Origin of the sequence: Mesorhizobium sp. M8A.F.Ca.ET.021.01.1.1 (assembly GCF_003998025.1) — a bacterium.
Taxonomy (GTDB): Bacteria; Pseudomonadota; Alphaproteobacteria; order Rhizobiales; family Rhizobiaceae; genus Mesorhizobium.
In genome coordinates, this window is record NZ_RZSJ01000154.1 from 1 (window position 1) to 11203 (window position 11203).

At 63.6% G+C, this 11203-nt stretch carries 10 protein-coding genes; 6 read left to right on the forward strand and 4 right to left on the reverse strand.

From position 1 onward, the window contains the following. A partial coding sequence (gene lpxK / locus EOA36_RS14495; protein ID WP_127278224.1) for a tetraacyldisaccharide 4'-kinase occupies positions 1-917 on the forward strand: 917 nt, incomplete at its 5' end. Here the strand turns inward: lpxK and EOA36_RS14500 are convergent. Beyond that, positions 914-1147, reverse strand: a complete 234-nt coding sequence (locus EOA36_RS14500; protein ID WP_127278225.1) for a DUF2093 domain-containing protein — start codon at positions 1145-1147, stop codon at positions 914-916. The two genes, lpxK and EOA36_RS14500, sit on opposite strands and share 4 nt — an antisense overlap. A gap of 114 nt (positions 1148-1261) precedes the next feature. Here EOA36_RS14500 and EOA36_RS14505 point away from each other — a divergent pair, with 114 nt between their 5' ends. Then, complete coding sequence (locus EOA36_RS14505; RefSeq protein WP_127278226.1) at positions 1262-1855, forward strand: hypothetical protein; 594 nt, start codon at positions 1262-1264, stop codon at positions 1853-1855. 112 nt (positions 1856-1967) lie between these two features. Here the strand turns inward: EOA36_RS14505 and EOA36_RS14510 are convergent, their stop codons facing one another. Beyond that, complete coding sequence (locus tag EOA36_RS14510; protein ID WP_127278227.1) at positions 1968-2894, reverse strand: LysR substrate-binding domain-containing protein; 927 nt, start codon at positions 2892-2894, stop codon at positions 1968-1970. 91 nt (positions 2895-2985) lie between these two features. Between EOA36_RS14510 and EOA36_RS14515 the strand changes: the two genes are divergently transcribed. Both EOA36_RS14515 and EOA36_RS14520 read left to right on the forward strand, forming a co-directional pair. Then, positions 2986-3879, forward strand: coding sequence for a DMT family transporter (locus EOA36_RS14515; RefSeq protein WP_127278228.1), 894 nt, complete (start codon positions 2986-2988; stop codon positions 3877-3879). Positions 3880-4043: 164 nt separating this feature from the next. Next, the gene (locus EOA36_RS14520) at positions 4044-4772 is read left to right on the forward strand and encodes a hypothetical protein (RefSeq protein WP_145969172.1); all 729 of its coding nucleotides are present in this window, start codon (positions 4044-4046) and stop codon (positions 4770-4772) included. A gap of 22 nt (positions 4773-4794) precedes the next feature. Here the strand turns inward: EOA36_RS14520 and mutL are convergent, their stop codons facing one another. After that, positions 4795-6684 (reverse strand): DNA mismatch repair endonuclease MutL, encoded by a 1890-nt coding sequence (gene mutL, locus EOA36_RS14525; protein WP_127278230.1) that lies wholly within the window; start codon positions 6682-6684, stop codon positions 4795-4797. A gap of 68 nt (positions 6685-6752) precedes the next feature. Then, positions 6753-7655, reverse strand: a complete 903-nt coding sequence (locus tag EOA36_RS14530; RefSeq protein WP_127278231.1) for a LysR substrate-binding domain-containing protein — start codon at positions 7653-7655, stop codon at positions 6753-6755. Positions 7656-7747: 92 nt separating this feature from the next. On the opposite strand from EOA36_RS14530, the gene EOA36_RS14535 reads away from it, so the two are divergent. Both EOA36_RS14535 and EOA36_RS14540 read left to right on the forward strand, forming a co-directional pair. Next, on the forward strand, positions 7748-9298 hold the full coding sequence (locus EOA36_RS14535) for a trimethylamine methyltransferase family protein (protein WP_127278232.1): 1551 nt from the start codon (positions 7748-7750) through the stop codon (positions 9296-9298). A 45-nt stretch (positions 9299-9343) separates the two neighbouring features. Then, on the forward strand, positions 9344-10993 hold the full coding sequence (locus EOA36_RS14540; protein WP_127278233.1) for an ABC transporter substrate-binding protein: 1650 nt from the start codon (positions 9344-9346) through the stop codon (positions 10991-10993). Positions 10994-11203 lie beyond the last annotated feature (210 nt).

The following is an 11203-nucleotide window of genomic DNA, read 5'->3' on the forward strand; positions in this document are numbered from 1 at the left end:
GGGCCCGGCGCGAGAAGATCGACGCGCCGGTTTTGTGCGTCGGCAATTTCACCGTTGGCGGCACCGGCAAGACGCCGGTGGCGATCGCGCTCGCCCAACAGGCCAGGCGCATGCAGCTGAAGCCCGGTTTCCTGTCGCGCGGCCATGGCGGCTCCTTTGCCGAGCCGCATGTCGTCGATATCAGCCATGACAGCGCCAGACATGTCGGCGACGAACCGCTGCTGCTGGCCGAACATGCTCCGGTGGCGGTGACGCCCAATCGAGCCGCCGGCGCCCGGCTGCTGCTGGAAAAACACGGCTGCGATTTCCTGATCATGGACGACGGCTTCCAGAGCGCGCGCATCCATATCGATTATGCGCTGGTCGTCGTCGATGCCCGTTACGGGATCGGCAATGGCCGCGTCATCCCGGGCGGTCCTCTCAGGGCCAAGATCGTCGACCAGCTGGTCTTCACCAGCGGGCTGCTCAAGATGGGCGAGGGCACCGCTGCCGATGCCGTGGTCCGCCGGGCAGCGCGTGCCGGCCGGCCGATCTTCGAGGCCCACACCGAGCCGAGCAGCAAGGCCGGGCTTGCTGGAAAGCGGTTTCTGGCCTTTGCCGGTATCGGTCATCCCGAAAAGTTCTTCGACACGGTGCGCGAGGCCGGCGGCGAAGTGATCCTGTCCAGGCCCTTTCCGGATCATCACTTCTACGCGGAGGACGAGCTCGCCGAACTGGCCGCGACGGCGCGGACCGAAGGCCTAGGGCTGATCACCACCGCCAAGGACGCCGCCCGGTTGCGCCACGGCGCCCCGCGGGATTTTCTCGACCGTCTTGACGTGCTGGAAATCGACACCGTGTTCGAGCTTGATCACGTGCCCGAACGCATCATCGAGGAGACGCTCGATGCCTGGCGGCAGCGCAAGCTGAAAGGCTAGCCCCGTTTGCGCAACTCCGGGTGCATCTCGATTTCGCGGCGCAGCGAGGCAGTGGCGTTCACATAAGGCTCCTGCCTGGCGACGCTCCAATATTTCAGCTCGTCCAATGGGATGTTTTCGCCCGTCACCGCGCAGCGCACGAACGAGCCGGGGCTGGTGACCTGGAAATCGCCATCGAGGTAGCGGATGCGGGCTTCCTTGCCGCCGGGGCCTTCGAAACGGTTCATCATGCAATGGCACTTGAGTTCATCGGGATTCAATCGCCATAAATCGTCGGCAAGGTCAAGCTTGGCGCAATGCTCATGTAATATTGCCCTATGGCACAATGGTTGTCAGGAAGCGCCATGGACATCGCCAATGCAAGCGTGCCGTCTTTGCTGAAAGAAGCGCTCACGCCCCAGCCGGTTCCTTCGCCCAAGGCCGATCCGGCGACCGCGGCGCTGGTCAAGGAGCTCGTCCAGCCGCCGGCGCCCGCTATGGTGCAATCGGCGCAGTTCGCCACCCAGGTGCTGCAGAGTTCGCTGCCGCGACCGGCCGCTCAAACCTCGCAACGCCTGTCGTCCTCCGAGATCGAGGATGCTTACCGGGCCGTCATGGAACCTGACGCCGTCCACCATGCACCGGCCCGAGCCTCGGCGGGTGGGGCAGGGGCGGATACCGATCAGGCTTCGCGCGGCTTCGCGCCGTCGCAGACAACGGCCACCGACAGCACACCCAAACTGGCGCCGGCCCTGTCCACATTTTCGCCGGCCGTCGCTTCCGCGGCGGTCCTGGTCGCGGCCAATGCCAACGCGCCGCAACCGCGCGGCGCCTCCATCCGTCCGGCTGGCCATGCGCCACGATCCGAGCCAGCTCCGTTGTCGCTGTGGACCATATCGATCGTGACGGCCATCGTCTCGGCCGTGACCACCATGATCGTGCTCTTGCTGTTCCGTTAGGCAGGGTTCACGCGATTTCCGACAGGGAGCCGCCACGCATTTTCCCCTGGGGAATTGCACTGAAGTACATATGTCCTGAAAGCGGGCCGGCGATGGCCGGATGCCTTCGAGCCTAATCGTCATCCTGCAGGAAAGCTTCCAGCCTTGCCGAAGCAAGCCCGGCCTGTTCGGCAATGCGCCTGGCGAGATCGGCGGCGGCCGCGCGCGGCCGGCCGACCGGACGATCCAGCCAGTAGGAAACCGGATTGAGCGTGGTGCGATCGTCGACGGCGACGAGGCGCCCCGATTCTATCTGGTGCTCGGTGAGCGGCGGCCGGGCCAGCGCGATGCCGAGGCCATGGGCTGCTGCATCGAGTACCAGATTGTAGTCCTCAAAGCGGCGGTCCTGCGGGCGCGGCCGGTAGTCCACGTCCTGCGCGGCGAACCAGGCACGCCAGCCCGACGCGTCGGAATCGTTGATCAGCGGGAATTTGAGCAGCCGGGCCGGGTCACCACCGCCGATCTCCCGTGCAAGGTCTGGCGAGGCGATCGGGAAGAGATGTTCCTCGAACAGTTGCACCGAGACGCGGCCCGGGATGCGGCCGCGACCGCAGCGGACCGAAAGATCGATGCCTTCGTCGGCGAGATCGGCCTGACGGTTGTCGACGTCGAGCACGATGCGCAGGCGGGTAGGGTCGTTTTCCAGCGTTGCCATGCGCGGCATCAGCCATAGGCCGCTCACCGATGGAATGGAGGCCAGACGCACCACCGCGGTGCCACGCGGCTCCACCCAGCGGTCCGAATCGACCGAGATCAGGGCGAAAGCTTCGGTGGTCCTGAGATGCAGGCGATTGCCTTCGTTGGTCAGCGTCACGCCGCGCGCGCCACGTTCGAACACCTTCAGACCAAGCCAGTCCTCGAGCTTGGCGATCTGCCGGCTGACGGCGCCATGGGTAAGGTTGAGCTTTTCGGCGGCGGCCGAAAAGCTTCCCGTGCGCGCCGCGGCGTCGAAGGCGCGCAATGTCTCCAGCGGCAGCATAGTGTTCGAGCTGTGATCCATGCTCACAGGTGACCCTCGATTTGGTCGTTTGTCAATCGACCCGGAAAGGCGTTTTCTGCTCTCGAAACTCGAAGATTCCGAGGGCACAGAGATGAGCACGACGACAGGCACGTTGAATTCGACACAGCGGATGGACACCACGGCCGCCATCGCCGTGGCGCTGACGGTGATCGGCTGGGCTTCCGCCTTCCCGGCGATCCGTGCCGGACTCGCCACCTTCCAGCCGCTGGAGCTTGGCGCCCTGCGCTTTGCTATCGCCGCCGTGCCGGCGGCGATCTACCTTGCCGTCAAGCGCCCGGCACTGCCCCGGATCGGTGATTTGTGGCGCCTCGCCTTCGGCGGCGCCATCTTCGTCGCGCTCTACACCGCGATGCTCAATTTCGGCGAACTGACCGTCTCGGCTGGAGCCGCCGGCTTCATCATCAATGTCAGCCCTATCTTCACTGCCATCATGGCGATGGCGCTGCTTGGCGAGCGTTTCTCCGGCATAGCCTGGATCGGTACGGTCATTTCCTTCGCCGGCATCGGCATCATTGCCATCGCCGACGGGCATGGCCTGCATTTCAATGCCGGCGCGCTGCTGGTGCTCGGCTCGGCACTCTGCTCGGCCGTCAACACCATCGTCCAGAAGCCGCTGTTTGCCCGCCATCATCCGCTGACCATCGCGGCGTCCAACATGGTGCTCGGCGCGCTCTGCCTGGCGCCCTTCCTGCCCGCCGCTCTCCAGCAAGCCGCCGTCGCCAACACCGCCGGCCTCGGCGCCGTCATCTATCTCGGCATCGTGCCAAGCCTGATCGCCTATGCGGCCTGGGCGACCGCGCTGTCGCGCCTGCCGGCGGCGCGTGCTTCGAACTTCTTGTACCTGGTCTCGCCGATGTCGGCGCTGATCGGCTTCTTCTGGCTGGGCGAAGTGCCGACGCTGCTCGGCATCCTCGGCGGCGCGCTGGCGCTCGGCGGCGTTATCGTGGTGAATTTGAAACGCTAAATCAAAAGGTTGCGGTCTTTCCCTGACTCGTATCAAGAACCGCGGATTTCATCGCCAGTTGACGGCCGCCGCAACGCAAGGCAACTGTCACGTGGTCTTGGCGTGTCGTCGCGGAGCGCAGCGAGGTTGGGATGGGAAGACGTTTTATCTCAACGGTCGTTTGCTTGTTGCTGCTCAACGCAAAAGCCGTTGCGGGTTGGTATCACGTGGAAAACTACGAGGGTTTCCTCGGGCCGTCTCCTATCCATTTCTCCATACAGACATATGACAGCTTGGGCAGCGCGCCAAGGGTCGATGGAAGCTACTTCTACGACGCCAAGCAAATCCCGATTGCGCTGTATGGCATCGTCAGCGGTACCAAGTTCGTACTGTGCGAGATTTCAGACGATAAGGAGCTTTATCGGATAATGGTGCAGGGACCGAGACCCCCTGTCGACACCACGAGGTGCCCGTTCTCCCTTGACCTCAATGAAGGCGTTGCGACAGGAAGCTGGAGCAAGGGCACGGATAGATATCCCGTCACCCTCAAGAAAATTGCGAGCCTGGATGACACCGGCGAGGGAAAGATCGACGGCACCGTCGAGATTCCGTTCTGGGCGCAGACAGCCACCGACAGGTTCTCGGGAGTTTACACGAATACCAGCGCCGGCCTTTGCATGGAAAAAATGCAGGTCATCAAAAAGAGCAGCCGCAAGGTTGTCCAGGAAATTGCCTTCGCCGATGACGACGCTTGCAGTGCCGGCATGCTGATGACGACCATCTACATGAACGTCGAGAAATGGGTGGAGCGAGGCAAGGACATTATTTCCGTGAATTTTCGAGGCGGCGGCGCCGGAACCGCGGTCGATTACGTCTTCAATTCACGGACAAGGAAATATCAGCAGAGCAAGTGAGGACTGGGCCGTTGAAACCGGTTCACCGCCGCCCGAACAGCCGCTCGATGTCCGCCAGCTTGAGTTCGATATAGGTCGGCCGGCCGTGGTTGCAGGTGCCCGAGCCGGGGGTCGCCTCCATCTGGCGCAGCAGCGCGTTCATCTCCTCGGCCTTGAGCAGCCGGCCGGAGCGCACCGAGCCGTGGCAGGCCATGGTGGCCGCGATCGTGTCCAGCCGTTCCTTGAGTGTCTCGACCGTATCGTTGTCGGCGATTTCGTCGGCGAGGTCGCGCACCAGTTGACCGACATTGGTTTCGCCCAGCATTGACGGCGTCTCGCGAACGGCAACCGCGCCCGGGCCGAAACGCTCGATGCCGAGGCCGAAGCGGGCGAGTGTTTCGGAATGCATGGCGAGGCGCTCGGCGTCCTCTTCCGGCAGGTCGATGATCTCGGGCAGAAGCAGCATCTGCGAGGGCACCGGCCGCGAGTGGAGGGCGTTCTTCAGCGCCTCGTAAACCAGCCGTTCATGCGCCGCGTGCTGGTCGACGATGACGAGTGAATCCCTGGTCTGGGCGACGATGTAGTTCTCGTGCACCTGGGCGCGTGCCGCACCCAGCACCGCGCCGAGCAGCGTCTCGGTTGCCTCATTCTGCCCCGCACGCGCATCGGCGCTGGCGAGCGGGCCGGCATCGAATGCCGCCTGGTCGCTCTCGCCGAAGCCGCCGGTTCTTGCGTTGCCGCGTTCAAAGCCTGCGCCTGCGAATTGCATGTCGAGCGGCCGCTGCGGCGAGCGCGAAGGGTCGAAGCCCGTGGGGCCGGACGCATGGAAAGCCGCTTCGTAGCTGCGATGGCCATTTGTCGGGCCACCGTGATCATAAGATGCGGCGCCCGGACGGAACGCAGCCATCATGCCGGCTGCACCCGTGGTGGCGGAGCGGATGCCGGCCTCGGCCAACGCCTGCCGGATTGCGCCGACGATCAGCCCGCGCACGAGACCCGGATCACGGAAGCGGACATCGGCCTTGGCCGGATGGACATTGACGTCGACGATGGCCGGGTCGAGCGAAAGAAACAGCACGGTCACGGCGTGGCGGTCGCGCGGCAGGACATCGGCGAATGCGCCGCGAATGGCGCCGGCGATCAGCTTGTCGCGCACCGGCCTGCCATTGACATAGGCATATTGCTGCAGCGCGTTGGCGCGGGTGAAGGACGGGATCGACACATGGCCGGTCAGATGCACGCCTTCGCGCATCGCGTCGATGGCAATGGAATTGTCGGGAAAGTCGGCGCCCATCACCTGCGCGACACGACGCAGGCTGCCGTCCGCGCTGTCCTCGGCCGCCGGCAGGTCCAGCGTCGTGCGGTCGGATCCGGCCAGCGTGAAACGCACCGTGGGGAAGGCGATGGCGATGCGCTTGACGATGTCGCTGATGGCCGAGCTCTCGGCGCGTTCGCCTTTCATGAATTTCAGCCGCGCCGGCGTGGCGAAGAACAGGTCGCGCACCTCGACCGTGGTGCCTCGATTGGCGGCCGCCGGCTTGACCGGCAGGACGCGGCCGCCGTCGATGCCGATCTCGGCGGCGCTGTCGCCCGAAGCGGTGCGCGAGCGGATCGACAGTCGCGACACCGAGCCGATCGACGGCAATGCTTCGCCGCGAAAGCCGAGCGAACGGATGTCATGGATATCCTCGGCGAGCTTGGAGGTGCAATGGCGCGCGATGGCCAGCGCCAGTTCCTGTTCGGGAATGCCGAAGCCGTCATCGGTGACTCGGATCAGGTTCAGCCCGCCGCCCGCTGTGACGACCTCTACCTTGCTTGCACCGGCATCGAGCGCGTTCTCGACCAGTTCCTTGACCACGCTCGCCGGACGCTCGATGACTTCGCCGGCGGCGATCTGGTTGATCATCGTTTCGGAAAGCTGGCGGATGGGCATGACGATAGTATAGGCGGATTCGTGTCGTGCGGGCGAGGGCGAACTGCGGCCGAAACGGTGAAACGACTTCACGCCTGCGCCAGCAGCCAATCCCTTACCTTGCGCGCATTGTCGCTGAGCTCGCGGTTCTTCGGCCAGATGACGTAGAATGCCGTGCCTGTCTTCATAACGTGGTCGGTGACCGGCACAAGCAGCCCCGTCGACAGCAGCCGCTCGACAAGGTGGCGCCAGCCGAGCGCGATGCCTTGCCCTTCCATGACGGCCTGGATCACAATCGCATAATCATTGATGCGCAAGCCACGCTCGGCATTGCGGAGACTGGCTCCGGCCGACTGGAACCATTCGTCCCAGTTCGGGGCCTCGCGATATGGCTCCTCCAGATGAATGAGGCGGTGTGTCGCTAGTTGTTCCACGGTCTCGGGCCTGCCGAATTTCGCCAGATAGCTGGGGCCGGCGACCGGAAAGATCTCTTCGTCCGAGAGCGACAGCGAATGATAATCCGGCCAGTCGCGCGGCACGCCGCCGCGCACCCCGAGCGGAATCCCCTCGGCGATGATGTCGAGGTCGCGATCGGCGGTCTGGATGCGCAGATCGACGCCCGGCAGTTCGTCGCGGAACTGCTGCAGGCGCGGCATCATCCAGAACGAGCCGAAGGCGGTCGAGGCAGCTAAAGTCACATGGCCGCCGGTCGCCTGCAGGCGAAGGTCCTCCGCGGATTTGCGGATATGCGACAGGCCGAGCGACACATCGGCATGGAAGCGCTCGCCGGCCTCCGTCAGGAGCACCTGGCGATGGCGGCGCTGGAAGAGCTGGGCGCCGAGCTGTTCTTCCAGCCCGCGCACCGCATAGGAAACGGCGGCCTGGGTCATGCCGAGCTCGCGCCCGGCGGCAGTGAAACTCGACAACCGGCCTGCCGCCTCGAAGACGATCAGGCTGCCGGCGGAGGGCAATAGATGGCGCAGGCTTCGCATAAGCACAGCTTATACAAGAGATCAGGATTTTCCAGCGTCACATCTATATTTCCCCTCGCTAAGTTGATCAGGATCGAAGGGATGGAGGCTCCATGAACGCACCGGCCGCTGAATTGACCGAACAGACCCACCGCCGTGGCGGCGGCCGTCTCGGGCGCAAGGCGCTCCGCAGCGCACCAATTGCCTCCTTTCCGACCCTGGTACGGCAGATTCCCGTCTATCAGATGGTTCCGGACGAGGCGGTGGAACTGATCCATGAGGAGTCGCTTTCGATCCTGGAAGAGGTCGGCTGCGAATTCCGCGACGACGAGGCCATTGCCTTATGGAAGGCGGCCGGCGCCGACGTCCGGGAAACGCGGGTCCGCATCGATCGCGCGCTGCTGATGGAACTCGTCGCCAAGGTTCCCTCCGAGTTCACGCTGAACGCGCGCAATCCCGAGCGCACCGTGCGCGTCGGAGGCAAGAATTCGATCTTCGTGCCGATGTATGGCGCGCCTTATGTGCGCGACCTCGACAACAACAGGCGCTACGGCACGCTCGCCGACCTCAATAATTTCCACAAGCTCGCCTACATGGCCCCGGCGCTGCACTCGTCGAGCTCGATCATCTGCGAGCCGATGGAAATTGCCGTGCCCAAGCGGCACCTGCACATCATCCATTCGGCGCTGAAATATTCCGACAAGCCGTTCATGGGCATCGTGACCTCCAAGGAGCGGGCGGAAGATACCATGGCGATGGCCGGCATCGTGTTCGGCGAGGAGTTCGTCCGCGACAATCCGGTGCTGGTGGCCATCACCAACTGTAATTCGCCGCTGGTCTGGGACGCCACCATGCTGGACGCCATGAGGGTGTATGCGCGCCACAACCAGCCGCTGATCCTGGCGCCCTTCGCGCTCTGTGGCGCCTCGACCTCGGCGTCCGCCGTCGGCGCGGTCGCGCAGGTCAATGCCGAGGCGCTTGCCGGCGTCGCCTTCACCCAGCTCATCCGTCCGGGCTCGCCCCAGATCTACGGCCAGTTCATGGTCACGGTCGACATGAAGACCGGCGCTCCCATGGGCGGCACGCCGGAGGCCGCCCAGATGATGTATCTGATGGGTGCGCTGGCGCGGAAATACAAACTGCCGTGGCGCACGTCCGGCTTCCATGTCGGCTCGAAGCTCAACGACGCCCAGGCGGGTTACGAAGCGAACATGCTGATGCATGCCGCCATTCTCTCCGGCGCCAATTATATCTGGCACTCGGCAGGATGGCTGGAAGCGGGTCTCACCTGCGGCTATTCAAAATTCGCCACCGACTGCGAACAGCTTGTCGGCTGGTACAAATATGCGGGCGGGCTGCCGTTCGACGATTTCAAGGAGGCCATGGCGGCAATCCGTGAGGTGGGGCCGCAGGGCCATTTCCTCGGCACCCAGCACACGCTCGACCATTTCGAGTCCGCGTTCTTCATGCCCAGTATCATGGACTTCAATTCGTTCGAACAGTGGAAGGCCGAGGGAGCAAAGGACCATGACACGCGCGGCCGCGAGAAAGCGCGCAACATGCTCGCCGATTATGAGGAGCCGAAACTCGATGAGGGCATCGCCGATGGTCTCAAGGATCTGATCGCGCGGCGCGAGGAAAAATTGCCCGACAGCGTTAGTTGAGGGAACGGGCAAAGACCCGACGGGAACAACAAGGGAGGAATGGACATGACGATTTTCAAAAGCAACGGCGATCGTGTGCCGCAGGCTATCGAAGCGATGGCCGCGGAGGCGCAAGCAGGCCGTGTCGACAGGCGCGAATTCCTGGCGCTGGCCAGCGCGCTTGGGGCATCAACGGCATTTGCCTATGGCATGATCGGCCTTGCCGCGCCGACACAGGTTTTGGCCGAGGAGCCGAAAAAGGGCGGGACGCTGCACGTCTCGATGTCGGTCAAGGCGCAGAAGGATCCGCGCACTTACGACTGGGTGGAACTGGCCAACATCTCGCGGACCTGGCTGGAGCCGCTGGTGCGCTATACCAAGCAGTTTACCTTCGAGCCCGTGTTGCTCGAAAGCTGGGACATTAACGACGACGCCACCGAGTACACGCTGCATGTGCGCAAGGGCGTCACCTGGAACAATGGCGATGCCTTCAACGCCGATGACGTGGTGCACAATGTGACGCGTTGGTGCGAGAAGGGCGTCGCCGGCAACTCGATGGCGGCGCGCGTCGGTGCGCTGATCGATGCCAAGACCGGCAAGGCCAGGGATGGCGCCATCACCAAGGTCGATGACAACACGGTCAAGCTGAAGCTCAGCGAGCCCGACATTTCGCTGATACCCAATTTCACCGATTATCCGGCACTCGTCGTGCACCGCAATTTCGACGCCGATGGCGCCGATCCGATCAAGAAGCCGATCGGCACGGGAGCGTTTGAGCTGGTGTCTTACGACGTCGGCCAGAAGGCGGTGGTCAAGCGCCGCGAGAACGGCAAATGGTGGGGAGGCGAGGCGCCGCTCGACGGGATCGAATTCATCGATTACGGCACCGACTTCAACGCTACGGTCAATGCATTCGATTCCGGTGAAATCGACCTCAACTTCGAGTCGCCCGCCGACTTCATCGACATTCTCGACAAGATGGGGCTGCAGAAATCGGAGGTCGCGACCGCCACCACGCTGGTTGCCCGCACCAACATCACGCACAAGCCTTATGACGACCAGCGCGTTCGCAATGCCCTGCAGATGGCAGTCGACAACAATGCGGTGCTGCAGCTCGGCTATAATGGGCGCGGCACGGTCGGCGAGAACCACCATGTCAGCCCGATCCATCCTGAATATTATCCGCTCCCCAAGAAGGAGCGCGATGCCGCCGGCGCCAAGAAGCTGATGGCGGACGCTGGTCAGGCCGACTTCGAGCATGAACTGATTACCATCGAGGACGACTGGCAGAAGAACACCGGCGATGCGATCGCCGGCCAGTTGCGTGACGCCGGCATCAAGGTCAAGCGCACCGTGCTGCCGGGCTCCACCTTCTGGAACGATTGGACGAAATATCCCTATTCGATGACCATCTGGTACATGCGCCCGCTGGGCGTCCAGGTGCTGGCGCTGGGCTACCGCACCGGCGAGGCGTGGAACGAATCGGCTTATTCCAATCCCGATTTCGACGCCAAGCTCAAGCAGGCGCTCTCGCTGATCGATGTCGCCAAGCGCAAGGAGGTGATGAAGGATGTCGAGCAGATCCTGCAGGACTCCGGCGTCATCATCCAGCCGTTCTGGCAGAAGCTCTACAGCCATACGAACAAGAAGGTGAAGAACTACGGTGTCCACCAGACCTTCGAAATGGATCTCCAGAACGTCTGGCTGGACGCCTAGCTTCAAGGATCGTGGCAAAGCCGGCACCCCCGAGGTGTCGGCTTTCCGGCAAAGAGCGACTTGGGTTGCGAGCGCTGGCGCCCGGGTGCCGCCGCCAAGGCTTTGAAGGAGCGGTGCATGTCTGGGCGGGTCTTCAACCGGTTGTTCACGCCGGCTACTCTGCGCGGCAAGACGTTGCGCAACAGGATCGTGTTCGGAGCCCACACCGCC

Coding starts and splice junctions, on each gene's coding strand:
- EOA36_RS14500 (WP_127278225.1), bottom strand. CDS start 1,147: ATGATGAACCGTTTCGAAGGCCCCGGCGGCAAGGAAGCCCGCATCCGC.
- mutL (WP_127278230.1), bottom strand. CDS start 6,684: ATGCCCATCCGCCAGCTTTCCGAAACGATGATCAACCAGATCGCCGCC.
- EOA36_RS14530 (WP_127278231.1), bottom strand. CDS start 7,655: ATGCGAAGCCTGCGCCATCTATTGCCCTCCGCCGGCAGCCTGATCGTC.
- EOA36_RS14505 (WP_127278226.1), top strand. CDS start 1,262: ATGGACATCGCCAATGCAAGCGTGCCGTCTTTGCTGAAAGAAGCGCTC.
- EOA36_RS14535 (WP_127278232.1), top strand. CDS start 7,748: ATGAACGCACCGGCCGCTGAATTGACCGAACAGACCCACCGCCGTGGC.
- EOA36_RS14510 (WP_127278227.1), bottom strand. CDS start 2,894: ATGGATCACAGCTCGAACACTATGCTGCCGCTGGAGACATTGCGCGCC.
- EOA36_RS14540 (WP_127278233.1), top strand. CDS start 9,344: ATGACGATTTTCAAAAGCAACGGCGATCGTGTGCCGCAGGCTATCGAA.
- EOA36_RS14515 (WP_127278228.1), top strand. CDS start 2,986: ATGAGCACGACGACAGGCACGTTGAATTCGACACAGCGGATGGACACC.